Consider the following 25,276-nt stretch of genomic DNA (forward strand, 5'->3'; position numbering starts at 1 on the left):
TTTTTCACCAAAAACATAAATCTAATTTCACCTAATTATATCTTCAACCAGTTGCCATTGACATCTGAATACACAGTAGCCTTTTGGTCACCAACTGATATTTCTAGTTTGTATTCTTTTTTATCATTAATATATGCTTTCACCAATTTTGCATTTGGGTAAGCAGTTTGCAGAGCAGTTTTTACAGCCGCCGGAACAGCATCTGTTGTAACTTCGGTATATTCTGATTGAACAGAAATAGATGTTTCTGCTTTATTGGGAGTTATTTCTGCTATGGCAGGTATTGACAAACTTCCTAAAATAATAGCAGCTGAGATGGCTAACTTTTTCATAATGCTCTGTGTTTACTTATTTTTTAATGATATTTCCTGAAGCATCTGCAAAGACAGTATATTTTTTGTCTCCGCTTGATATTTCAAGTTTATACTCGTTCTTGTCGTTTTTGTACGCTTTTTCAAGTTTTGTACCTGGAAACGATTTTTCTATTGTTGATTTTACAGCTGCTGGTACAGCATCTGCAGTAACTTCAGTGTATCCGTCCTGGATATTAACTGATGCAATTATTGGAGTTGATTCTGATGGTACAGCTGCCTGAATAGACAAACCTCCCAAAATAATTGCTGCTGACAAGATTAACTTTTTCATAATACTTAGTTTTTATAATTATTTTTTAAGGATGTTACCTGTGGCATCAGTATAAACAACTGATTTTTCTCCTCTAACTGTGACTTCAATTTTGTATTCTTTTTTTGAATTCACGAATGCTTTTTCAAGTTTTACACCTGGATAAGCTTCATCTAGAGATTTTTTAATCGCTGCCGGAACAGCATCAACTTCTTTATAATCATCTTGATATTTTACTGAAGTTACTGCTGAGTTGGTTAGAACAGCATTTTCTGCTTGCATTGACAGCCCTCCTAAAAGGATTGCTGCCGTTAATATTAGCTTTTTCATAATAATAGTTTTTTTTAAGGTTAGTTTAAATTATTTCTTAACCCAAGATCCGTCTGCATTAGCATAAAGAGAACCTACTTTGTCTCCAACTGTTACTTCTAATTTATATTGAGAAGCACTGTTTTTGTATGCTTTATTAAGAACTGCGTCTGGATATGCTTTTTTAAGTGCATCTGTTACTGCAGCAGGAACTTCTGTTACATTAATTTCTGCATAATCATCTTGAAATGATACTGTTTTTACGATTGTATTTGAAATTGGAGAAGTTGAAGCAAATGATGTTAAACCTCCCAAAACGATTGCGGCTGATAAAAATAAATTTTTCATGATAGTGATATTTTAATATAGTTAATTTAATTTTAGTATTCTTAATTTGAATTTTCATAAGAACCTAAGTAAGTTAGTTTGTTAGATTACCTTTAATCTTAGATTATTTTTTAATCCAGGTTCCGTCAGCGTTAGCAAAAAGATTTCCTACTTTGTCACCAACTGTAACGTCTAGTTTATACTCTGATTTTTCGTTTTTATAAGCTTTAGTAATTACTGCATCCGGATAAGCTTTTTTCAAAGACTCAACAATTGGCGCAGGTAATTCTTCTAATTTGATTTCAGTATATTCGTCTGAAACTGAAACAACTTTTACTATAGAGTTTGTAATTGGAGAAGTTGAAGCAAATGATGTTAAACCTCCTAAAACAATCGCGGCTGATAAGAATAAATTTTTCATAATGTATATAATTTAAATAGTTAATAGTTTGTTTTACACTTTAGATAAAGAAACTATTGTGCCGAAAACCAAACATTTCAAAGCAAAACCCTGCAAACACTTATAAATAAAGGGTTTCAACCTATTGTGCCAAAAAATCACACCCAGCCGAAAATGCGTAAAAGTGTATAAATCCGTAAAAGAGTGTGTAAAAAGTATACACAAATTGTGTTTACTGCTTTTATTTTGGTCTGTTCCCTGCTGCAGTTTTCAGTCCTAAGTTTATAAAGAATACTTAAATCTTATTTAATTGTAAAGCACAAAACCCGACAGCTTAAAAAAACTGTCGGGTTTGAATATTATTATGAAATTTGATGATATAAAAAAAGCTGTCGAAATTGACAGCTTTTTTTATATTATTCTTCTATAGGTTTCATTTTGAAAGTATCCATAAATGCAGTTGTATAATCTCCTGCAATATATTTTGGATCATCCATTAATTGTCTATGGAAAGGGATTGTAGTTTTTACGCCTTCGATAACAAATTCGTCAAGAGCTCTTCTCATTTTACTGATAGCTTCTTCACGAGACTGCGCTGTTGTAATTAACTTGGCAATCATTGAATCATAATTTGGCGGAATGCTGTAGCCAGAGTAAACGTGAGTATCTAAACGAACTCCGTGACCTCCCGGCATATGAAGTGTAGTAATTTTTCCTGGTGAAGGACGAAAATCATTATAAGGATCTTCGGCATTAATACGACATTCTATAGCATGTAATTCTGGTAAATAATTTTTTCCTGAAATTGGAATTCCGGCAGCAACCATAATTTGCTCACGAATTAAATCGTAATCAATTACTTGTTCTGTAATTGGGTGCTCAACCTGAATACGTGTATTCATTTCCATGAAATAGAAGTTTCTGTGTTTATCTACAAGAAATTCTACCGTTCCAGCTCCTTCGTATTTAATGAATTCGGCAGCTTTTACAGCAGCTTCCCCCATTTTAGTACGTAATTCGTCTGTCATGAAAGGCGAAGGTGTTTCTTCAGTAAGTTTTTGGTGACGACGTTGTACTGAACAGTCTCTTTCAGAAAGGTGACATGCTTTTCCGTATGAATCTCCAACAACCTGAATTTCGATATGACGTGGTTCTTCAATAAGTTTTTCCATGTACATTCCGTCATTTCCAAATGCTGCGGCAGCTTCCTGACGTGCACTTTCCCAAGCTTTTAAAAGCTCATCTTCTTTCCAGATCGCACGCATTCCTTTTCCACCACCTCCGGCAGTAGCTTTCATCATTACCGGGTAACCAATTTCTTTAGCTACTTTTTGTGCATGTTCAAAAGATTCTAACAATCCGTCTGAACCTGGTACACAAGGAACTCCTGCCGCTTTCATTGTAGCTTTTGCAGAAGCTTTATCTCCCATTCTATCGATCATTTCAGGAGCAGCACCAATAAATTTGATTCCGTGTTCCTGACAAATTTTTGAGAATTTAGCATTCTCAGAAAGAAAACCGTATCCTGGGTGTATTGCATCTGCATTTGTAATTTCTGCAGCGGCAATAATATTTGACATTTTTAAATACGATAAGTTACTTGGAGGAGGACCAATACAAACCGCTTCGTCAGCAAATTTAACATGCAAACTTTCTGCATCGGCTGTAGAATAAACTGCTACAGTTTTAATTCCCATTTCCTTGCACGTACGAATTACACGAAGTGCAATTTCCCCTCTATTCGCAATTAATATTTTTTTAAACATCTTATTTATATTAAAAATTACAAATTCCAATCTCCAAATTCCAACTATTGGATTTTGTGATTTCTCTATTGGAATTTTTAAAAATTATGATGGATCTACTAAGAATAAAGGTTGGTCAAATTCTACCGGAGACATATCGTCTACAAGAATTTTCACAATTTTACCTGAAACTTCTGATTCGATTTCGTTGAATAATTTCATTGCTTCAATTACACAAAGAACATCACCTTTTGCAATAGTGCTTCCAACTTCAGTAAAAACTGGTTTATCTGGAGATGGTTTTCTATAGAATGTTCCAATGATTGGAGATTTTATAGTAACGAATTTAGAATTCTCAGCCGGAGCTTGAGGCTCTGCAGCAACATTTACAACTACTGGAGCAGTTACTTGTGGAGCAGCTGTTTGAGGCAATGCAGCCTGAGCTGGCAATTGCTGTACATAAGTAGTCTCCGTTACATTTCCTTCTAAAGTTGTTCTGATCGTGATTTTTACATCATCCATTTCTAACTTCACTTCTGCAACACCCGAATTTGCTACAAATTTGATTAGGTTTTGAATTTCTTTTAAATCCATAATGATTCGTTTTTAGTTTTGATTTATTTTTTATCGTAAGCCCATTTTAGGTAAATAGATCCCCAAGTGAATCCTCCTCCAAATGCCGCTAAAATAATATTATCTCCTTTTTTGAGTTGTTTCTCAAAATCGTAAAGTACCAAAGGTAGTGTTCCTGAAGTTGTATTACCATATCTTTCGATATTTACTAGTACTTTAGACTCTTCCAGTTCAAGTCTTCCTGCAGTTGCATCGATGATGCGTTTGTTTGCCTGGTGCGGCACTAACCAATCAACATCCTGATTCGTTAAATTATTTCTTTGCAAAATCAATTCGCTGGCATCAGCCATATTGGTTACAGCATATTTAAATACTGTTTTACCATCTTGCATGATATTGTGTTGTCTGTTTTTCACAGTATCTTCTGAAGCCGGGATTAAAGATCCTCCAGCTGGTATTTTAAGAAAATCGCGTCCAACACCATCACTTCTTAAATATTCGTCTTGTAAACCAAGACCTTCGTAATTTGGCTCGAACAAAACTGCTCCTGCTCCATCACCAAAAATAATACAAGTTGCTCTGTCTGTATAATCTACAATCGACGACATTTTATCGGCACCAATTAATAGTACTTTTTTATATCTTCCAGATTGCACATAAGCCGCAGCAGTAGACATTCCGTATAAGAAACTTGAACAAGCTGCCTGCAAATCGTAAGCGAATGCATTTACAGCCCCAATTTCTGTTGCAACAAAAACTCCCGTAGAAGCCACCAGCATATCTGGTGTTGCTGTTGCCATAATAACCATATCAATTTCTAAAGGATCTATATTAGCTTTTGCTATTAAGTCCTGTGCTGCTTTTATAGCAAGGTACGATGTTCCTTTATCAGCATCTTTAAGAATTCTTCTTTCTTTAATTCCTGTACGAGTGGTAATCCATTCGTCATTGGTATCTACCATTGTTTCCAACACTTTGTTCGAAAGCACAAAGTCCGGAACGTATCCTCCAACAGCGGTAATTGCGGCTGTGATTGTATTCATTATATTCTATTATTTCCTTTCAAATATTAGTATTTGAAAAATTTTTAAAAGACTCGAAAAGTACAAAAAAAATCAAAACGAATTTGACCGTATTTTCTTAAAAAACAAAAATTATAACCAACAAAAAAAACTCTCACTATGTGAGAGTTCTAGTATAATTTACAAAAACGTATTAAGCAACCGCTTCAGATTTATCGATAACAACTTGCCCTCTGTAGTACATTTTACCTTCATGCCAGTAAGCTCTGTGGTATAAATGTGCCTCACCAGTAATAGGACATGTAGCGATTTGAGCTACAGTAGCTTTATAATGTGTTCTTCTCTTATCTCTTCTTGTTTTCGAGGTTTTTCTCTTAGGATGTGCCATTTTACTATATTATTTATCCGTTAATAGTTTCTTTAATTTTTCCCAACGCGGGTCAATATCTTCTTCTTGTTTACTCTCTTCCTTTTGTTCTTTTACGCTTAATTCATTCAATTTTGTCAAAGCTTCGGTTTGTAATGTCCCGTCTTTAACTCCTGGATGAACTCGTTTAAGAGGCACTGAAAGTGCTATCATTTCATAAATGTATTGTGACACATCTAATTCATGTTCTCCATGTGGCAAAATCAACAATTCTTCATTATCATTATTGAATTCCTCTCCAAAGCGAACAATCAATTTCATTTTCCCTTTTATAGGAAGATCAAAATCTTCGCCTGTTAGATCACAAGGCACATTTACAGTTCCTTTGTGTTTGAATTCTAACTCTAACATGTTGCTCTTCTTATCGAAAACCAAACTCACTTTAATATCTGAACTTTGAAACTCATCGTAATCAAAGTTCTTAAAGAACGTGTTATTTATTTGATACTCAAAATGGTGTTTTCCCAGCTTTAACCCTACGAAAGGAATTAAAAATTCTTTTGTTTTGCTCATTTCAACATCAATTTGTGTAATCCAGATACAAAACTACATATCTGAATTGGGGTGCAAAGATATAAAATTATTATAAATCTAATAATCTTATTCACCTTTTTTTGTTTATAACTGTTTTTCTTTTATTTTAAGAGGTTTTTCGCTAATCTCCTCATACTGATTACGCGAGCGAAAAATATCCAGCGCCAGATAAACGGCTTCTTTAAATGAGTTGAAATCTGCCATGTCTTTCCCTGCAATATCGTAGCCTGTACCGTGATCCGGAGAGGTTCTTACTCTATTTAAACCCGCAGTATAATTAACTCCTTTACCAAAAGACAAGGTCTTAAACGGAATTAATCCCTGATCATGATACGTCGCTACAACGGCATCATATTTTTCATACTGACCGCTTCCGAAAAATCCATCGGCAGAAAATGGTCCAAAAACCATTGTACCATTGTCAAATATTTTTTTTAATGTTGGTTTTAAAACCAAATCATCTTCTTTTCCAATAACTCCTCCATCACCCGCATGCGGATTTAGCCCTAAAACTGCAATTTTTGGTTTTACAATACTAAAATCCTGAATCAAAGATTTTCTTATCGTTTCGATTTTTCGGGTAATTAATTCTTCTGTCATATGAGAAGAAACTTCACTTAAAGGAACGTGGTCTGTCAACAAACCAACTCTTAAATTATCCTGAACCATCATCATTAGGGCACTTCCTTCCAATTCCTGATCTAAATAATCTGTGTGTCCCGGAAATTTAAAATCTTCTGACTGAATATTATATTTATTGATAGGCGCAGTAACCAAAACATCTATAAGTCCTTCTTTTAAAGCTTTAGTCGCTGCTACAAAAGACTTTATAGCATACTCCCCGATTTTCTCATCGTTAGCACCAAAATTAATATCTACCCCTTCTCTCCAAAGATTCAGAACATTTACTTTTCCCGGAATTACCTGATCTAATTTATCAACACCGTGAAACTGAACTGTAGAAGTGAAACTTTTTTTAACAAAAGAAAGTATTTAGCGTTTTGCAAAAATGACCGGTGTACACAATTCTAACATTCGAGAATCTTCGAAAGTTTTTAGTATAACTTCGCTTCCAATACCGTTTAAATCTCCCACCGAAATTCCAACAATTATATTTTCTGCTTTTTTATTCATGAGCTCAGCTTATTTATTACTAATTTTGATGTGCAAATTTAGTAAAATAAAACTACAATGTTTACAGGAATTATTGAAACCCTTGGAAGGATTCACGAAATACAAAAAGATAAAAACAACTTACACGTTACGGTTGACTCTTCTATTACAAACGAATTAAAAATTGACCAAAGCGTATCGCATAACGGAATCTGTCTTACAGTTGTTGCTATAAAAGATTCCTTTTATACTGTCACGGCAATTGAAGAAACCATTTTAAAGACCAATATTGGCGATTGGAATGTTGGAGATATCGTAAATCTGGAAAGAGGAATGAAACTTGGCGACCGTCTTGACGGCCACATTGTTCAGGGTCATGTAGATCAAACCGGCACCTGCATTAAAATTGAAGAGGCAAACGGAAGCTGGAATTATACTTTTGAATACGACTCAAACCTAAGCAATATAACGATCGAAAAAGGATCAATCACGGTTAACGGGGTAAGTTTAACTGTTGTAAACTCTAAGACAAACGAATTTAGTGTTTCGATTATTCCTTACACTTTTGAAAATACCAACTTTAAGGATTTTAAAGTAGGAACTAAAATAAATTTAGAATTTGATGTTGTCGGTAAGTATATCTCCAGACTTTATGCAATTAACAAATAACTTCAAATAATATTACCACAAAAGGCTTCAATATAAATTGAAGCCTTTTTTATTTCCTACTATATCAACTTCTAAAAAAACTTCTCTAATTTATTTTTTTCCAACATTTCACCATACAATCAATCAATAGATACCTAAAAATCATATATTTACAATTTTAATTAGAAATATTTTCTTACATTTAATGCGCATTTTCAAAAAAATTGAATCCATAAAACGCATTAATATGAAAAATCCAATTGAAAAGAAAATACATTCTGTAGAAACAAACGGCGCTTGTCCGTTTTTAAACAAATCGCATGTTCCGATTAATTTTGAAGATCCGGTACTTACAGCAAATCCAGAACTGACTTTTAAAGAATTAAGAAATATTGCTCCTATCCAAAAAATTACTTTAGGGGATGGATTTCCGGTTTGGCTAATTTCTAAATTTGATGACGCAGTTACTGTACTTCGTGACCCACGATTCATTAAATCACCCAATAATTTAAGAATTTCAAACGATGAGCCTTTAAAAGGAAAAACAGAGCGAGCATCATCTGCCTATATCCTTCGAAGATTTCACATGCTTGCTAATGATCCTCCAGAACACACCCGCCTAAGAAATTTTGCCCAAAAAGCATTTACACCAAAAATCACTGCAGGAATGCGTGTTCGAATTCAGAAAATCACCGATGAATTAATTGATAAAATTCAAAACAACAAAAGATTCGATTTTATTGATGACTTTGCCTATCAGCTGCCCATTATGGTAATAGCAGAATTATTGGGGCTGCCAACCGAAGATCGCGAAAAACTCCGAAACTGGTCGGATATATTAATTGAAGTTCAGGTAACCGAAAAGAACAAAAAATCTATTGAAGAAAGTGCTGATGCTTTTATTAATTACTTGAAAAATGTTTTTGCTTTTCGCAGAAAAAAACCAGGAAATGACTTAATCACCGCCTTCTTAAAATTACAAGAATCCGATGGACATATAACAGAAGACGAACTCTACGCAACCATTTTTCTACTAATTATTGCAGGTCATGAAACTACTGTTAACTTAATTAGCAACGGAATGTATGCTTTGCTGTCTCATCCTGAACAGTTAGACCTCCTAAAAAATAATCCTGAATTAATCCACTCAGCTGTAGAAGAAATGTTAAGATACAATGGCCCGGTTATAAATTCAACGATGAGATTAGCGGCAGAAGATATTCTTATTAATGGAATTACAATTAAAAAAGGAGAAGGTGTATTAGTAATTTTTTTATCCGCAAATCAAGATGAAACCAAATTTGATAACTCTCTAAATTTTGATATAACGAGAAAAAACAACAAACATCTCGCTTTTGGTTTTGGCATACATTTTTGCATAGGAGCTCCGTTGGGCCGCTTAGAATGCGAAATCGCCATTACTACTATTTTAAATCGTTTGCCAAATTTAAAACTCGATCCCACAATGGATTCTCCAGAATGGCGCGCCAGTAATATAATTAGAGGATTAAAAAGATTTCCTGTTGTTTTTTGATCTCCCCAGTTAAATAAAAATATTCGAAAAGTACTTTACACAAAAAAAAGCTCCAGTTTAAACTGAAGCTTTTTTTATTTTATTTCGATATATAACTGCTGTGCCCAGAATTAATCCGGCAATAATTAAATAAGGCAGATCTTCATTTATGGGCATGTCTAAAGGGGGTTCAGGTGTTCCTACAGGTGGAGAAGGCGGATCCTGCTGAGCTACAATATTCCACACATTCAATACTAGAAAAAATACTAAAAAAACAATTCTTTTGATCTTCATAAACTTGGGGCGCTGATAATCAATAATATACAATATTGGCAAATATTTTTTAATAGAAATTTCTCATAAAAAACACTCTTTCAGGGAAATTCTTTGGCAAAAATATACGATTTTTAGAAAAAAACAACTTTATAGCTAAAAAGGCTCGATAAATTTAATATACGCATTGTGTTATAATTCGGATTTTTTTATGATTTTAGTTTACTCTTTTAAATACTTTTTTGAATAAGTATTTTCTTTTACTATTCTATGTAATACCTTACCAAACGGGGAATTACTACTGTTTATTATCTAAAATTCATGTCATTATAAAATTAACCTTTATTTTCAAATCTGTAATAAGTTATTTAAAATTCTTACAAAATATTTTTTTATCAAAATCATTAAAATTTTAAATAAGTCAGAAAGAACTGTAAATTCATTTTTCAAAAAGAGTTAAACATTTTCTTTTTAAATTCTCACCGTGAACAAGTCTCCGCGAATTAATATATTTGCATAATAAAAAAGTCATTCATTAAATCTGGGCAAATAGTAAATGAAAAAAACAGTTGGAAGTTTGTATGCTGGTGTAGGCGGTATATGTTTGGGTTTTGAAAAAGCTGGGTTTAAACTGGAATGGGCAAATGAATTTGACAAAAATGCCTGCATTACCTATAAAAATAATTTCGATCACAATCTTATTGAAGGTGATGTGATGGCTCTGGATGTTACTGCACTAGAAAAAATAGATATTTTAACTGCCGGATTTCCGTGCCAGCCGTTTTCGGTTGCAGGTTACAGAAAAGGTTTTGAAGACAGTCGAGGAAATCATTTCTTCAAAATTTTAGATTTTGTAGACCAAATGCGTCCTAATGTTATTTTTCTTGAGAATGTTAAAAACCTTAAAGGACACGACAAAGGAAACACAATTAAAGTTATCGAAAACGAAATAAGAAAACGCAATTATACTTTTGACAGTGCGGTTCTAAACACAAAAGATTTCGGAAACATTCCTCATAACAGAGAAAGGATTTTCATTGTAGCTTTTGATAAAGATTATATTAAAGATGATAAATTTGAATTTCATTTTCCTGAGAAAGAAAACCTGACTAAGTCGATTAAAGATTTAATTACCGAAGAAAAGGTCGACGAGAAGTTTTATTATCACGAAGACAAATACATGTACAATATGCTGAGAGAATCTATCACAAACAAGAATAGAATTTATCAGTTTAGAAGACAATACGTTAGAGAAAACAAGTCGAGTGTCTGCCCTACTCTAACGGCCAATATGGGAACCGGAGGTCATAATGTACCGCTAATTACAACCGATTTTGGTTTTAGAAAACTTACACCAAGAGAATGTTTTAGATTTCAGGGTTTTCCTGACGATTTTAAACTTCCTGCCATTTCAAATTCGCATTTGTACAAACAAGCCGGAAACTCTGTAAGTATGCCTGTTATTCAAAGATTAGCATCAGAAATATACAAGGTTATCGAAAAAGTGGAATCTAAAAAGTCGAAAAAAACTAAAGAAAAAGCTTAAACTGCCCATCCTGATTGTCTGTGGCTTTTTCGATAAAAGATTCGTATTCGTCTAATTTGGTAAAATCTATAAAATAGTCCTGATCTGTTGATTTTGTGATTTTCACGCTGTCATAACCTATTTTTCTGAGTTTATCATAAGTCAGGATTTCATTTTCTTTCAACAATAGAACATCACGAAGCATCCAGTCGGCCATTGCTTTGTTTGGATTGGTCATTAACGCTTTGCTCCCATCCTGACAGACTTTTGCCGAAAGAATCGATCCATTTGGAATTTTCAGATTAAAATTCACATCTTTTTCCGGAAAAAAATCAGGAGCATTCTTTCTGATTTTTGAAGGTATCGAAATATAAACCTCTCCCGGATCTCTTTTTCTTCCGCCGGCATTCCACTGGTTCAACTGACTTTTAACAGGCACAATAGGTTCTTTTAATTTCTTTTTCGCTTCTGGAGAATATAACGGTAGAATTACATAATCTACAAACGGTATTAATTCTTCCTCAGTCAATAAACCAATTGCACTTCGAAGCTGTTTTTGGTTTACCTCATCAAATTGTTTCGCCGACTCTGACTGCGCTAAATTTAAAAGCACATTTATTGGTTCTTCTAAAATTTCGATATTAATTTCAATACATTCTTGAGGAACTACAAAACGCTTCATTAAAACGCTTTTCGAAAAATTAAAATTGTATTCGTTTAACGCATCTTTGAATTTTAGCGAACTTTTAGTTTCTTCTATAATTTCAATTGAATCTTTATCGATTAAATCATAAGTGGTTTCAAAAACTTTGATCAAAAATTTATCACGGCCAATAATATGATAAACTCTGTTTTGAGTATTATAAACCCGATCTGCAAATTCAATTCGTTCATTTCTAAAATCAGCCAGTTTATTAGCAAGATCTAAACCTTTAAGCATTCTCAACTCAGAGCTGTGCGAATTAAATTCTGCTACTTTTTCAACTTTAGAACTTCCTGATAGTACAAATGTTTTAATTCCAATGCCACAACCGTTTATAATGGCGTCGTAGGCCACATCTGCCCGCGCCAGATTATCGGCTCCAAAGGCTTTACAAAAAGCATTCTCAGCAACTCTATACTGAATAAAAGGTTTATCTGAAGAACTAAACAAATTCGAAAACGCGCCAATTGCTTTTAAAGCATTTGTATAGTTTTCAATATTTTGATTAGTTTGAGTTTTTAGAAACATTATTTATTTTGAAAGTTCAATTTCCTGTTTAATTTTTTCGATGCAAGATTCTAATTCTTTTTGAATTTCTTTGCTCCAAAAACGCAAAACTTTCCAATTTTTTGAAAGCAGATAATCATTCACCTCAATATCACGCTTCATATTGCGTTCGATTTTAGGAATCCAATAATCGCGATTTGACTTTATTCGAAGCTGCTGTGTTTCCCAATCTTTTCCATGAAAAAATTCACTGTCAATAAAAATGGCTATTTTATAATTTGCAAAGGTTAAATCCGGTTTTCCGAATACTTTTTTATTGTTTTTCCGATATCTATAACCCAATTTCCACAACGCTTTTGCCAGTCGTACTTCATCTTTTGTAGCCGTACTTTTTATCGCCTGCATATTTTTTCTCCGTTGTTCTGGAGTTAAATTATCCATCGTTCGTTAAGATTAAATTGTCTTTGAACGATAAATTTAATCTATTTTTCTCTTAAACCCGAATATAAACGATTTACATTATGCAAATTACCAGACTGAATATAATAGTTTCCAGCATCCATTTTAGTTTTACCATTCAGCAACGCATTTTTAGAAATAACATATTGATTTTTAATTATGTAACGAATTGTTTTAGCAGAACAGCATCCTGGAATATCATAAGACCAATCGAACTTTTGGATTTCCTGCCATAAATTTTCTTTTTTCTCCCCAATATTTTTTAAAATAAATTTTATATCAGGTTTAATTCTAACTAAAACAAAAAAATCATAAGTATCTATATTTGAATTATCCAGATTCGGAATATATCTCCCATCGGAATCCCAATCTTTAGTTTCTAAAAGCAACAAATTAGAAAAGAAAGCTGCCGATTTTACACAAATTGATTTTCCGTTTGCTTTTAAATCTGTTTCATCCCAAATCCCTTTTCCGTGAATACTGAAATCCGGCGCTTCAACTTCTATGTTTTGAAGTTTCAAATTTTCATACAACACAATTTCTCCTAATTTTCCCTGAAAAGTATTTTGAAAAATCTCTGCATTTGTTCGGTTTACCTCACCGCCTGATCTTTTAATTCTATGAGATCCTTCTCCATAGACCATTTCATAAGCAAATTCAAAAGCTTGTTTTATAAAAACAACATCAACATCATTTTCCTCAAATCTCTTTTTTAAAGTAATGAAATAGTCATTATCCTTTTGCTCCAACTTCATGATTTTACTTTTGTCTTGAAAAGTAAAAATACATTTTTTATTGATAGAATAATATTACAAAATTAAATCCCGCCAATAAAAAAAGCCTCTACATTGCTGTAAAGGCTTTATATTCTAAAGAAGTGGTCCCACCTGGGCTCGAACCAGGGACCACCTGATTATGAGTCAGGTGCTCTAACCAGCTGAGCTATAGGACCGGTTTAGAGGATGCAATATTACTACTATTTTTCATTCACTCCAAATATTTTAGGACTTGATTTGCATTTAATTTCAATTCAATCCTTTTGGTTTAAAAAGAAGATTGATTTTCAATACATTATTTAAAATCAAAAATGATATTTTTTTATCTAATTTCCTGGCAAAGCTCGACCAAAACTCCATTTGTATTCTTCGGATGCAGAAAAACCACGAGTTTGTTGTCGGCACCTTTCTTTGGAACTTCATTTATTAATACAAAACCTTCGCTTTTTAGACGGGAAATCTCGGCATGAATATCCTCGACATCAAAAGCGATATGATGAATCCCCTCTCCTTTCTTTTCTAAAAACTTCGCAATTGGACTTTCCGGATTTGTGGCCATTAAAAGTTCAATTTTGTTTGTACCGGTTTGAAAAAACGAAGTCAAAACGCCTTCGCTTTCTACCGTTTCTTCTTTGTACGACGGAACGCCTAATAATTTTTCGAACAATGCATTAGCATCGTCCATATTTTTAACGGCAATTCCGATATGTTCTATTTTACTAACCATCTTATTTTAATTGAGTAACGTAAGTATTAAAATAACCGCATTCTGCAATTACATCCTGATAGTATTTAGTATCTGAGTAATCCTTTTGAAGGGTTTTGAATCCGTTCCAGGCAATAAAGTTTACTTTATCGTCATTTGCATCCCACCAATATCTAACACTGTTGTATTTAGTGTTATAATATTCGTTTCGTTCGCATTTCGAAATTAAATACACACATTTTGCTTTCTGCTCTTTTGTAGTTGCTGCCTGCAAAGCTTTTTGATAATACATTTTTGAAACGCTGCAGTCGGTAATCATCTTTTTCATGGAATCTCTAAACGAATATGGACTTGATCCATAGCCTACAATACTTATTTCGTAAAAAGTACGTCCGTTTCCAAAATGCGAAATATTATAAAATGCATTTCCTAACAACAAACTATTCGTGTAAACATCTTCGTTTTTAGCCAGTTTATCCTGCATTTCTTTAATCGTAGTCAGGAAATCCATCTGTGTATATTTTCTTTTTTGATAAGCGACATGATCGCAGTCATGACAATCTTTTATACTTCCGTTAAACGGATTTCCTAAAAATTTATAATGCTGAACAGAATCTGTCTGCTTCAAAAATTCAATTGCTTCCGGGATTTTGTTTTTAAAAGTCGCCTGAACTGCCTGAAAGTTATTAATATCTTTTAAGCTCAAACTATAAATTCCGGCACCAATATTCTCAATTTCGGTTTTATTTGACTTAGCCAAAAATGTTTTTATACCTTGAAGATTCTTTTCGTCATCATAAAAAGCATTCCCATCGTTCCAATAACTGTAACGCGATTCACCAAAAATCTCCGCCAGAACTAAATTTCCTTTTTCTCTGTAAAGTGTAGACAGATAACTTCTGCTCCATGAAGAAGCATTCTGATAGCGAAATTCCTGTCCTTTATATGTTTTAGGAAGCTCATTATACAGCCAGTTCAAATCGGCTATAATTGTTTTTTCGTTTTTATCAGTAAGCTTATCTATTTTATTCAGGTTATTTACAAAACGCAATAAACGAAGCTGCATTCCTGCCAACTCGGTTTTAGGAAGCGTTTTTACCGCTTTATCAAAATTCTTATCTGCATTGGCATAATCTCCTTTTAAAGTCTGTAAATATCCCAGAGACAAATCCCATAAATAAGGCCTGTCAGTATTTCCTGCTGCCGAAATTTTAGCAATTAAATCCAATGCTTTCTGATCAACCTTAGCTTGATTTTCAGCTTTGCTTTCTGCAACAGTCAGTTTCTTTTTGGGCTGGTCTTCTCCTGCTGCATCCTGCTGAAAAGAATTATTGATAGACTGCTCCAGTGCGTTTACCAATCTTGTTGCCAGATAATTGAAGTGTTCGCTTTTAGGATCTAATTCGTAAATCTTTTCAATGGACTGTTTTTCATCTTTATAATATCCATGAACAGCCCAAAGTGCCGCTTTTTCTTTATTATTTTTTGCCATTGCCAGCGCTTTATTCCAATCTGTTTGATTTTTTGGATTAAAACTATAAGCGGTCACCACTCTTAACTCTGGACATTTATCAAAAACCTGCGCATACAAATAATTTGAAACTGCGTATTTTTTTTGTTTATGATTGATTCCCGCAACGTATGAAAGTGCACGGTAATACAAAACATTTTTAGGAACAGAACTTTCCGTTTTATTAAAAAAGTCAATTGCTTTCTGTTTGTCATTGCTGTAAAAACGAGCTTTCATGGTAAGAAACCAATATCTGTTTTTTAAGAAAGGATCCGAAAGGGTATTGTAAACATTCTCGATTGACTGGATCATTTTAGCATCGTTGAATGTTTTTGCCACAACAGGCTCGTAACTCCAGTAATCTTTATTAATCGAAACAGTTTCTATTTTTTGTGCCAGATACAAAAACTCAACAAAGCTTTTTACTTTCTCATCTTTCAACGGCATTTTTTTACCCCATTTTACAGATGCTGCATTTTCTTTTTTGTTTTTATAATAGACATGAAGACTTGTAATTTCTTCCTTGTTCTTAATCGCATTTTTATTATCCGAATAATAATTCAGTTTTTCATCTCCAATTAAGAAATAATTTACCGTTGTTGTATCTATTTTTCCTTTTAGATAAGCTGCCCAATCTGATTTTATATCTTTATTAAAGCGGGAATTATGCTGGGTATCAAAACCAATTCCGTAAAAAATGCCGCCTGACAAAAAAAGAGGCGAATAGGATTTATCTGCAAAAGTTTCCGGAGTGAAATTCGAATTATAACCAAAAAAATCCCAATCGTCTCCACCTGCACACGCATAAATTATTCCATACACAAAAAGGAAAGCCGCACTAAAACCAAGAAACAACTTGCTTAAAAATATTCTTTTCATAATTATTTAAATTGAATTCGTCTAAATCGTAAAATATAATTTCTTTTGGAGACTGAGCTTTGTTATCGCTTAAATCCTCAGCCATTTCTTTTAAATCTTCTGGAGAAATAGTCTCTGTTTTCAACAGATCATTTTCCTGGTAATAAACACCATTTTTGTAATTAGATTGTTTCACCCTGAAAAATATTGGGGTAATCTGCTCGAAGTTTTTATCTTTTTTGAGTTCGCTTACATTTAATTTCGAACGTAAACCTAAAACTTTCTGGTTTCGGATATGAATCGCCCACGAATAAACAGGCAGTGCATAATCAAGGTGCAGTGGGTATTTCTTTAAACTTTTAAGATATTTCTCTGAGATTTTTCGGCTGTAAATAGAATTCAGCGAATCCGGCGCAATACTTCCCATATTATAAAACATCAAAACGCCATTATCTACATTTGGGATTTTGGTTTTCTTGAAATATTTAACCTGATGAAGCCTGATTGTAGCCGAAAGTTTTTTCTGTGAAAGCTTTTTAATCTGTTCAATAAACTTAAGATAATTGTCTTTACTGTTCAGGGTCCAGTCGCAGTCAATTTGAATTTCAGTACAATTAATTTTATTCTTTTTATTGATTTCAGTAATTAAATGAATCGTCTTTTTTGCCAGATCTTCAATATCCGGATTCTTCTCAAGCATTACTTTATTCTGAATAAAAACCACCGGAACGATTTCAAATCCCTGCATGTTTTCATAAAAATGAACAGGACTTATCGGAAATGGTTTTTGCGTTTGAGGATGAAGTCCGATGTCAAAATAGCGAACATACAGCCTACGAACATCATTATCTTTCAGGGTAATTCTTTCTGTTTCAGAAAACTTCAAATTAGTTTTCCAATAATAAAAAGCAATTATTGGTTTGTCGTTTTTACTGCAGGCAGAAAGCAAAACAAACATGGAAACCAAAAAAAATCTTTTAATCAAAACAAGTGTGGAATTATATTTGAACTCAAAAGTAAGAAATTATAACGTATTGATTAATTCAAATTCAAAAAAAGAAGAAAACACAAAAGCTGTAAATCCTAATAAATGGCCAAAAAATTTCAATTAAAGCAAATATAATTGTTATTTTGTGCAATCAAATTTAAAAACCGCTATGTTTAAAAGCAAACTCAAATATATTTCATTTTTATTGGTATTATTAATGGTGAGCTGTGCCAAAAGAGGCAGTATTACCGGCGGATTAAAAGATACACTGGCACCAGTTTTAGTGTCTAGTGCTCCTAAAAATTTGACAACTGATTTTAAAGGAAACGAAATTACCTTGGTATTTGACGAATACATCAAATTAAAAAACCTCAACAAACAGCTTATTATTTCTCCTCCAATGAAATATGAGCCGGTAATTACCCCAACAAATGTCAGCAAATTCATTAATATCAAACTAAGAGATACTTTACAGCCTAATACTACTTACAGTTTAAATTTTGGTCAGAGTATTGCAGATAATAATGAAGGAAACGCAATAAATCAGTTTAAATATATTTTCTCTACCGGGCCTTATATTGATTCCCTTAAGCTTGGCGGAAAGATTAAAGATGCTTACGAAAAAAATGTAGACAATTTTGTTTCTGTAATGCTTTATGAGGCGAATGATAAATATAAAGATTCTGTTATTTACAAAGAATTTCCCCGATATATTACGAATACTTTAGATAGTTTACGAACTTTTGAATTTGAAAATTTAAAAGCCGGAAAATATCTTTTGGTTGCTTTAAAAGACAAAGGAAACAACAACAAATTCAATCCGAAAGATGATAAAATAGGTTTTATCAAACATTTTATCACGGTTCCAAATGATACAATCTTTGAATTGGAATTATTTAAAGAAACGCTTCCGTTAAAAACTTTTAAACCTATACAAGCTTCAGGAAACAGAATACTCCTGCCGTATGAAGGCAAACAAAATTTTAAGACAAACAGACCTGCAATTGTACTTAAACACAATGGCGAAACATTAGAAACTATTATAACACAGTTTCCTAAAAAAGATTCGCTGCAAGTTTGGTACAAACCGCTAAAAGCAGATTCTTTGTCATTAGAAGTGAGTAAAGACACTTACGATAAAAAGTTTACCTTTAAGGTTAAAGACCAGAAAAAAGACACTTTAAACATTAAAGCCGTTCAAAATGGTTCTATTAATTTTAGAGAAAGATTTACTTTAGATACCGAAACCCCATTGGTTAAATTTGATAAAACAAAAATTAAATTAGTCAATAAAGACTCGACTGCAGTTGATTTTACAACGGAATACAACGAATTTGAGCAGAAATTATATGTTGATTTCAAGAAAGAACCTTTGGAGAAATACAACTTTACATTTTTCCCCGGCGCATTGACGGATTTCTATGAAAAAACCAATGATACGTTATCATATAAATTATCAACAAAAGAATTCGCTGATTATGGAAATCTAATTTTGAATCTAAAAAACGTAAAACGTTTCCCTATCATTGTTGAAATAACCAATAAAAAAGGAGATGATGTGCTTGCCAGCGAATATTCTGAAGGAAAAACTCAAATTGAATTCAATTTAATGGTGCCGTCACAATTTACCGTAAGGGTTATCTACGATGATAATAAAAACAAAATGTACGACACCGGTAATTTCCTTGAAAAAAGACATGCCGAAGAAGTATTTTATTTTCAGCGTGAAATTGATGTACGAACCAACTGGGATGTTAACGAAACCATTGACTTAAGCGTTCCGTATAATCCTGATGTAGAGAAAAAAGAAGACGACAAAAAGAGAAAAGACGCCGAAAAGAAAAGTAAAGCTTTCTAAATTTTAATTTCAAAAGAATCTTTATCGCTTAAAAAATCGAGTTTTTTTCTCGTTTCCAGCATTTCATTTTTATCTAAATCGGCTACAAAAACACCTTCTGTTTCTTGTGGTTCTAAAATATAATTACCTAAAAAGTCCACAACCTGCGAGTGGCCTATGTGTTCGTAATCATGATGATCTAAACCAATTCGGTTTACTCCAACTACATAACTCAGGTTTTCAATAGCACGTGCTTTAAGCAAAGCATCCCACGCATTTGTGCGCACTTTTGGCCAATTCGCAACGTACAAAAGTAAATCGTAGTTTTCGACATTACGTACAAAAACCGGAAATCTTAAGTCATAACAAACCTGCAGGCAAATCTTCCAATCGAGATAATCGATGATTACTTTTTCAGTTCCTGCTGTGTAGAATTTATCTTCGCCAGCCAATGAAAATAAATGGCGCTTGTCGTAATATTTAATTTCTCCTGACGGAAAAACAAACACCATTCGGTTATAATACTTATTGTTTTCCGTAATTACCAAACTTCCCGTTATGGCGCTGTTTTTTGCCTGCGCCATTCTCTTCATCCATAAAATAGTTTCGCCTTCCATCGTCTCGGCAACTGCCGAAGGATTCATTGTAAAACCAGTCGAAAACATCTCCGGAAGCACAATCAAATTTACTTCAGAATCGATTTGATTTATTTTCGATTCGAAGTTTTTTCTGTTTTGCGAAGCATCTTCCCAATGAAGATTTGATTGAATTAAAGTGACTTTCATATTTCAAAAATACGAATTTTCAGCCAAAATTAATTTTTAAGTAAAAAAACGCTTTCTGCAAAATTTTCTCAAAAGACCTTTAAAAACCTCATATTTTTTGGATTATAAAAATACTTGAATAAATTTTATTGCAAAAAAAATGCATTTAATGCAAAAAAAATGCAACTGTGAAAAAATAATATATATATTTGATTCGCCAATAAAAACCAAAAAGAAAACATGAAAACCAAACTATTATGAAAACAAAGCTTATTTCATTAGTATTTATTGGGGGGATGATCCTCTCAGCAAATGCAAAGGAGACTGCAATAAAAATGCATCTCTTTGAACAAAACAGCAGTCAGATTGAGATTACTGGCCAGGTAATTGGCCAAGATGACGGAATGCCAATTGCAGGCGCCACGGTCTATGCAAAAAGCAATAGTAAAATAGCAGCGATAACAGACGAGTCAGGAAAATTCAAACTAAATGTTCCTGAAAATGAAAAGCAAATCGTTATTTCTTATATGGGTTACGGAACTTTAGAATTTAATTTAGACCGCACCACAGATTTAGTTATTAAATTAAAACCAGCCGAAAATGTATTAGACCAGGTTCTGGTAACGGCATTGGGAGTTAAAAAAAGCAGTAAAGCCATTGCCTATGCAGTAACAGAACTTAAAGGAACTGAATTCACAAAAGCAAAAGAAACAAATATAGCCAATGCATTAGTTGGGAAAATTGCCGGTGTTAACGTGAGCAGCACTGCAACAGGACCAAACGGATCAAGCCGCGTTGTAATAAGAGGAAATGGTTCATTAAACGGAAATAACCAGCCGATGTATGTTGTAAACGACTTACCTATCGACAACACACAACTTAATTTACCGGGAATTGGAAACGGCCCGGGATCTACCAGAATTAATGTGGATCGCGGAGACGGAACTTCGGTAATAAATCCGGACGACATCAAAACCATAACAGTTTTAAAAGGTGGAACTGCAGCGGCATTATACGGTGCAAATGCAGCAAACGGAGTCATTTTAATTCAGACTAAAAGAGGTGCTGTTCAAAAAGGAATTGGAGTAGAATATAATACTTCGTTTACTTTCGAAACTCCTTCTATTATTCCTGACTGGCAATATGAATACGGCTCTGGAGCCAATGGAAAAAAACCAACTAACCAGGCCGAAGCAGTAGCTGCCGGACGCTGGTCATGGGGAGCAAAAATCGACGGAACGGATGTTGTGCAATTCGACGGAGTTGCCAGACCTTATGTGGCGCAAAAAAATAACATTAAAAATTTCTACGAAACCGGAACAACATTCATCAATTCGGTCGCCTTATCTGGAGGAACTGAAAAAGCCACAGGACGTTTATCTTTCTCTAATACAGACAATCAATCGGTGGTGCCAAATTCTGATTTCAATAGAAAAAGCATCAATATTGCAAGTAACGTTAACATGACGGACTGGTTAAAATTTGATGTTGTTGCCCAATATAATTTAGAAAAATCAAACAACAGAGTTACCGTTTCAGATGCAGAAGCAAACCCTAACTGGGGAACTTACATGATTGCCAATACAGTAGACATTAGAAACCTTGCCCCAGGATATGATGAAAATGGTATTGAAGAAGCATGGAATCCTGTTGCAGTAGCTACAAACCCATATTTTGTTGTAAATAAAATTAAAAATAAAGACACTAAAAACCGTTTTATCGGAATGTTGAATGTAAAGTTGAACTTTACTCCTGAATTATTTCTTCAGGGAAGAATTGGGCAAGATTATACCAACTATGATTTCTTTGGATACATTCCAAAAACAACTTTAAACAATCCGGTTGGATATGCTCAGGGCCAAAAAACAAAAATATCTAACTTAAATACGGAGGCAATTTTAAATTATACTAAGAAAAACATTTACGGTAATTTCTCTTTAAATGCTTTGCTTGGAGTGAACTCGCGCACTACTTTAAGAGATGAAACAAGAGTAGAAGGATCGAATTTTGTATTAGACGATTTTTATGCTTTAAGCAATTTATCTACACTTACTTATACTTATCCTTACGGAAAAACAAAAACAAATTCAGTTTATGGTGCCGTAGATTTAGATTATAAAAATGTCGTTTTCCTGAACTTTACAGGTCGTCAGGATTGGTTTTCGACACTTTCAAAAGATAACAATACGGTTTTTTACCCTTCTGTAGGAACAAGTATTATACTTTCGGATATTGTAAAAATGCCTGAATTTGTTTCATTCGCTAAATTAAGAACTTCATGGGCGCAGGTTGGAGGCGCAACTCCTGATCCGTATGCATTGAACCAATCGTACACAATGGTGCAAGGCGGACATAACGGCCAGCAACTGCAAGGCCCAACAAGCACAAGAGTTCCTAATTCAACTTTAAGTCCGTTAACTTCTACTACTTTTGAAGTTGGAACTGATTTAGGTTTTTTCAACAATCGTTTGAATCTTGATTTCGCTTACTACAACCGTGCGACAACAAATGATATTGTCGAAACTACAATCTCAAATGCTTCAGGAGCCAATACAGCTTTATTGAATCTTGGAAAAATGAGAAACAAAGGAGTTGAATTTTTACTTAGCGGAAAAATCATCAATACAGAAAATTTCTCATGGGATGCAACTTTCAATGGTTCGTATAACGAAAACACTGTTGAAGCACTTACAGACCAGTTAAGTTCTATTACAATGGCAACTTCTGTAAACGGATATGTTACGATTACAAGTGATGTGGGTCGTCCTTACAGTATTATAAAAGGATACAAACCACGTAAGGATGCTAACGGAAATACCGTTTACAATGTGAGCGGGGGTTCTGCAACAATCGCGCAAGGTCCGCTTGAAGAATTAGGCCAGGGAGTTCATCCTTGGGGAGCGGGTATCAGTAATGAATTCAAATACAAAAACATCTCATTCAGCTTTTTGATCGATGGTAAATTTGGAGGAAGTTTATACTCAGGAACTGATTTATACGGAACTCGTATGGGACTAACAAAATTAACTCTTGAAGGCCGTGAAAGTGGTTTACCAATAAAAGGTGTTGACACTAACGGAAATCCGGTAGATATGGTTATCGCTCCGGAAAACCTAAGAACATATTATGACGGCTTGAGAAACATATCATCTACATTTATTTATGATGCAAGTTTCATCAAATTGAGACAAATCATTTTGGGTTATCAATTACCGCTTGACAAAATAAAAGGATTATCAAAACTTCAGGGAGCTTCCATTTCATTTGTGGCAAGAAACTTATTCATCCTTTATAAGAAAACACCAAACGTAGATCCCGAATCTGTATTCAGTGCAGGAAATGCTCAAGGTGTAGAACAATTTGGAGTGCCAAAAACCAGAAGTTTCGGTTTAAGTTTAAATATCAAATTTTAAACTCGTTTTATCTCTAATTTTTAAATTAAAAGACATGAAAAAGTTAACCATATTATATATCGCAGGAATACTTTTAGGAAGTATGGCATCCTGTACTGATGATTTTGAAGAAATCAACACCAACCCTAATTCAGTTGACAAACCAAATCCAAATTTTGTTTTCAGCAAAGCACAACTTGACGGTTTAAACAACAATTATTTCTTTACCAACATTCTAGAATGCGGAGGCATGCTGCAGCACTATGCCACATATAAAGAAGCTTCTGGTGTGGGAGATAAATATTTAAATAATGAAGTTTATTTTTCGGCTTATTTTAATCAGGCGTATCCAACCGCTTTGAGTGAAACCGAAATTGTAATCGATGCTTTAAAAAACAGCCCAAACGACAGCAACAGACTTAATATTGCCAGAATCTGGAAGGCCTTTTTGTATCATAAGCTTACCGATTTGTATGGAGACATCCCCTATTCTGAAGCGGCGAAAGCCAACAGCACGCAAATTTTTCTTCCAAAGTATGACAGTCAGGAATTCATCTATAAAGATTTATTGAAAGAATTAGACGAAGCTGCAACAGCACTAGATCCGGCAAAACCAAGTTTTGGAAAAGCTGATTTCATTTATGATGGAGACGTGGCAAAATGGAAAAAATTCTCTTATTCGCTAATGCTTCGCCTTGGTTTACGATTATCTAAAGTTGATCCAGCATTATCTAAAACATGGGTTACCAAAGCAATTGCAGGCGGCGTAATTTTAAACGGGGCAGATAACGCTATAATGAGATATACAGACGGCCCGAATGATTTTAATAGAAATCCGGTTGGTTTTGATGCAAGAAGACAAGATTTTACGGCGGGGTCTTTTGGACAAAAAAATGTAGAAGGCGGTAAATTAGCCAAAACTTTTATTGATTTATTACAATCAACTGCTGATCCAAGAATTAGTGTTTATGCCGGAGTTTGGCAGGGAACTGCTCAAAATACAAGTATTGCCGTTCAAAAAGGTTTTCCTAACGGAACAAAAATCGCCCCAACTCCTGCAGAGCAGGCAACGTATTCTGAACCTAACCAAAGTACTATTTTTAAATATGATGCACCTCTTGTATTAATCAGCAACGCCGAAACCAATTTGTATTTGGCTGAAGCCGCCGCAAGAGGATGGTATACAAACGAAACAGATAAAGATTTATATGAAAAAGGAGTAAAAGCTTCTTTCTTAAACATGGGAATTTATGGTGCCGCTTATACTATTCCGGATGCAACGCCTTATTTAACGGCAAATCCGTACAATGCAGCGGGCTCATTTGAAGCCAAAATGAATCAGATTCATACTCAAATTTATATCGCTTTGTTTGTAGACGAACAAGAAATTTATGCCAACTGGAGAAGAACCGGATATCCTGTTTTAACTCCTGTAAATTTCCCCGGAAATGTTACAAACGGCACAATACCAAGACGTTTAAAATACTCAACCAGCGAATATTCAGTGAATTCAGCTAACTTAGCAGAAGCAGTTAAGCGTCAGGGAGAAGATGCTTTTACAACAAGAATCTGGTGGGATAAATAGTAACTGAAATGCTGAATTAGAACGCGGATAAAACGGATTTGCTTCGCAAAGACGCGGAAAAAAACGGATTATTTTATAATTGTAAAATCTGTGTAAATCAGCATTTTCGCGAAAGCGAATCTGTTAGATCAGCGTGTAAAATAATACACAAGTTATAG

Annotated in this window: 24 protein-coding genes, 1 tRNA gene and 1 pseudogene; 6 read left to right on the forward strand and 20 right to left on the reverse strand. The window is 33.9% G+C overall.

Annotation, left to right across the window (positions count from 1 at the left end; genetic code table 11):
• Window positions 1-35: 35 nt before the first annotated feature.
• From BKM63_RS04400 to pdxA, 11 genes and pseudogenes are all read right to left on the reverse strand, one after another.
• Window positions 36-332 (reverse strand): hypothetical protein, encoded by a 297-nt coding sequence (locus tag BKM63_RS04400; RefSeq protein ID WP_071635419.1) that lies wholly within the window; start codon window positions 330-332, stop codon window positions 36-38.
• A 16-nt stretch (window positions 333-348) separates the two neighbouring features.
• Window positions 349-645, reverse strand: coding sequence for a PepSY-like domain-containing protein (locus BKM63_RS04405; RefSeq protein ID WP_071635420.1), 297 nt, complete (start codon window positions 643-645; stop codon window positions 349-351).
• Window positions 646-663: 18 nt separating this feature from the next.
• Complete coding sequence (locus BKM63_RS04410; RefSeq protein ID WP_071635421.1) at window positions 664-954, reverse strand: hypothetical protein; 291 nt, start codon at window positions 952-954, stop codon at window positions 664-666.
• A 30-nt stretch (window positions 955-984) separates the two neighbouring features.
• Window positions 985-1,281, reverse strand: coding sequence for a hypothetical protein (locus tag BKM63_RS04415; protein WP_071635422.1), 297 nt, complete (start codon window positions 1,279-1,281; stop codon window positions 985-987).
• Between the two features lie 103 nt (window positions 1,282-1,384).
• Window positions 1,385-1,681 (reverse strand): hypothetical protein, encoded by a 297-nt coding sequence (locus tag BKM63_RS04420; protein ID WP_071635423.1) that lies wholly within the window; start codon window positions 1,679-1,681, stop codon window positions 1,385-1,387.
• A 395-nt stretch (window positions 1,682-2,076) separates the two neighbouring features.
• Window positions 2,077-3,426, reverse strand: coding sequence for an acetyl-CoA carboxylase biotin carboxylase subunit (gene accC, locus BKM63_RS04425; protein WP_071635424.1), 1,350 nt, complete (start codon window positions 3,424-3,426; stop codon window positions 2,077-2,079).
• Between the two features lie 84 nt (window positions 3,427-3,510).
• Entirely contained in the window at window positions 3,511-3,999 is a 489-nt protein-coding gene (gene accB / locus BKM63_RS04430) for an acetyl-CoA carboxylase biotin carboxyl carrier protein (protein ID WP_071635425.1), read from the reverse strand.
• A 23-nt stretch (window positions 4,000-4,022) separates the two neighbouring features.
• Complete coding sequence (locus BKM63_RS04435) at window positions 4,023-5,021, reverse strand: beta-ketoacyl-ACP synthase III (protein ID WP_071635426.1); 999 nt, start codon at window positions 5,019-5,021, stop codon at window positions 4,023-4,025.
• 172 nt (window positions 5,022-5,193) lie between these two features.
• On the reverse strand, window positions 5,194-5,388 hold the full coding sequence (gene rpmF / locus BKM63_RS04440; protein ID WP_008465217.1) for a 50S ribosomal protein L32: 195 nt from the start codon (window positions 5,386-5,388) through the stop codon (window positions 5,194-5,196).
• A 9-nt stretch (window positions 5,389-5,397) separates the two neighbouring features.
• Window positions 5,398-5,940, reverse strand: coding sequence for a YceD family protein (locus tag BKM63_RS04445; RefSeq protein ID WP_071635427.1), 543 nt, complete (start codon window positions 5,938-5,940; stop codon window positions 5,398-5,400).
• Between the two features lie 105 nt (window positions 5,941-6,045).
• Window positions 6,046-7,095, reverse strand: a pseudogene (pdxA, locus tag BKM63_RS04450) (4-hydroxythreonine-4-phosphate dehydrogenase PdxA).
• Window positions 7,096-7,152: 57 nt separating this feature from the next.
• Here pdxA and BKM63_RS04455 point away from each other — a divergent pair.
• Both BKM63_RS04455 and BKM63_RS04460 read left to right on the forward strand, forming a co-directional pair.
• On the forward strand, window positions 7,153-7,743 hold the full coding sequence (locus BKM63_RS04455; protein ID WP_071635428.1) for a riboflavin synthase: 591 nt from the start codon (window positions 7,153-7,155) through the stop codon (window positions 7,741-7,743).
• A gap of 226 nt (window positions 7,744-7,969) precedes the next feature.
• Window positions 7,970-9,256, forward strand: a complete 1,287-nt coding sequence (locus BKM63_RS04460) for a cytochrome P450 family protein (protein WP_165608749.1) — start codon at window positions 7,970-7,972, stop codon at window positions 9,254-9,256.
• A gap of 57 nt (window positions 9,257-9,313) precedes the next feature.
• Here the strand turns inward: BKM63_RS04460 and BKM63_RS04465 are convergent, their stop codons facing one another.
• Window positions 9,314-9,529, reverse strand: a complete 216-nt coding sequence (locus BKM63_RS04465; protein WP_071635429.1) for a hypothetical protein — start codon at window positions 9,527-9,529, stop codon at window positions 9,314-9,316.
• Window positions 9,530-10,064: 535 nt separating this feature from the next.
• On the opposite strand from BKM63_RS04465, the gene dcm reads away from it, so the two are divergent.
• The gene (gene dcm, locus BKM63_RS04470) at window positions 10,065-11,054 is read left to right on the forward strand and encodes a DNA (cytosine-5-)-methyltransferase (protein WP_071635430.1); all 990 of its coding nucleotides are present in this window, start codon (window positions 10,065-10,067) and stop codon (window positions 11,052-11,054) included.
• Here dcm and BKM63_RS04475 read toward each other — a convergent pair.
• The 7 genes from BKM63_RS04475 to BKM63_RS04505 form a co-directional block, all read right to left on the reverse strand.
• Window positions 11,038-12,264 carry a restriction endonuclease gene (locus tag BKM63_RS04475; RefSeq protein WP_071635431.1) on the reverse strand — a complete coding sequence of 409 codons (1,227 nt, stop codon included), beginning with the start codon at window positions 12,262-12,264 and terminating at the stop codon, window positions 11,038-11,040. The genes dcm and BKM63_RS04475 overlap by 17 nt on opposite strands.
• Window positions 12,265-12,267: 3 nt before the next feature.
• Window positions 12,268-12,684, reverse strand: a complete 417-nt coding sequence (locus BKM63_RS04480) for a very short patch repair endonuclease (protein WP_071635432.1) — start codon at window positions 12,682-12,684, stop codon at window positions 12,268-12,270.
• A gap of 41 nt (window positions 12,685-12,725) precedes the next feature.
• On the reverse strand, window positions 12,726-13,457 hold the full coding sequence (locus tag BKM63_RS04485) for a hypothetical protein (protein ID WP_071635433.1): 732 nt from the start codon (window positions 13,455-13,457) through the stop codon (window positions 12,726-12,728).
• 123 nt (window positions 13,458-13,580) lie between these two features.
• A tRNA-Ile gene (locus BKM63_RS04490) sits at window positions 13,581-13,654 on the reverse strand.
• A gap of 146 nt (window positions 13,655-13,800) precedes the next feature.
• Complete coding sequence (gene mce / locus BKM63_RS04495; RefSeq protein WP_071635434.1) at window positions 13,801-14,205, reverse strand: methylmalonyl-CoA epimerase; 405 nt, start codon at window positions 14,203-14,205, stop codon at window positions 13,801-13,803.
• A gap of 1 nt (window position 14,206) precedes the next feature.
• On the reverse strand, window positions 14,207-16,573 hold the full coding sequence (locus tag BKM63_RS04500; protein ID WP_071635435.1) for a hypothetical protein: 2,367 nt from the start codon (window positions 16,571-16,573) through the stop codon (window positions 14,207-14,209).
• Window positions 16,533-17,510, reverse strand: coding sequence for a hypothetical protein (locus BKM63_RS04505; protein WP_242661098.1), 978 nt, complete (start codon window positions 17,508-17,510; stop codon window positions 16,533-16,535). The genes BKM63_RS04500 and BKM63_RS04505 overlap by 41 nt, the downstream gene beginning before the upstream one ends.
• A gap of 199 nt (window positions 17,511-17,709) precedes the next feature.
• Here BKM63_RS04505 and BKM63_RS04510 point away from each other — a divergent pair, with 199 nt between their 5' ends.
• The gene (locus BKM63_RS04510; RefSeq protein ID WP_071635436.1) at window positions 17,710-19,398 is read left to right on the forward strand and encodes an Ig-like domain-containing protein; all 1,689 of its coding nucleotides are present in this window, start codon (window positions 17,710-17,712) and stop codon (window positions 19,396-19,398) included.
• On the opposite strand, the gene BKM63_RS04515 is transcribed toward BKM63_RS04510, so the two are convergent.
• Entirely contained in the window at window positions 19,395-20,162 is a 768-nt protein-coding gene (locus BKM63_RS04515) for a nitrilase family protein (protein ID WP_071635437.1), read from the reverse strand. The genes BKM63_RS04510 and BKM63_RS04515 overlap by 4 nt on opposite strands.
• A gap of 236 nt (window positions 20,163-20,398) precedes the next feature.
• Here BKM63_RS04515 and BKM63_RS04520 point away from each other — a divergent pair, with 236 nt between their 5' ends.
• Together BKM63_RS04520 and BKM63_RS04525 are read left to right on the forward strand one after the other, a co-directional pair.
• On the forward strand, window positions 20,399-23,554 hold the full coding sequence (locus tag BKM63_RS04520; RefSeq protein WP_071635438.1) for a SusC/RagA family TonB-linked outer membrane protein: 3,156 nt from the start codon (window positions 20,399-20,401) through the stop codon (window positions 23,552-23,554).
• Between the two features lie 34 nt (window positions 23,555-23,588).
• Window positions 23,589-25,118: a SusD/RagB family nutrient-binding outer membrane lipoprotein gene (locus BKM63_RS04525; RefSeq protein ID WP_071635439.1), complete on the forward strand. Its 1,530-nt coding sequence runs from the start codon at window positions 23,589-23,591 to the stop codon at window positions 25,116-25,118.
• Window positions 25,119-25,276 lie beyond the last annotated feature (158 nt).

The organism is Flavobacterium johnsoniae (assembly GCF_001879205.1).
In the GTDB taxonomy this organism is placed as follows: Bacteria; Bacteroidota; Bacteroidia; order Flavobacteriales; family Flavobacteriaceae; genus Flavobacterium; species Flavobacterium johnsoniae_A.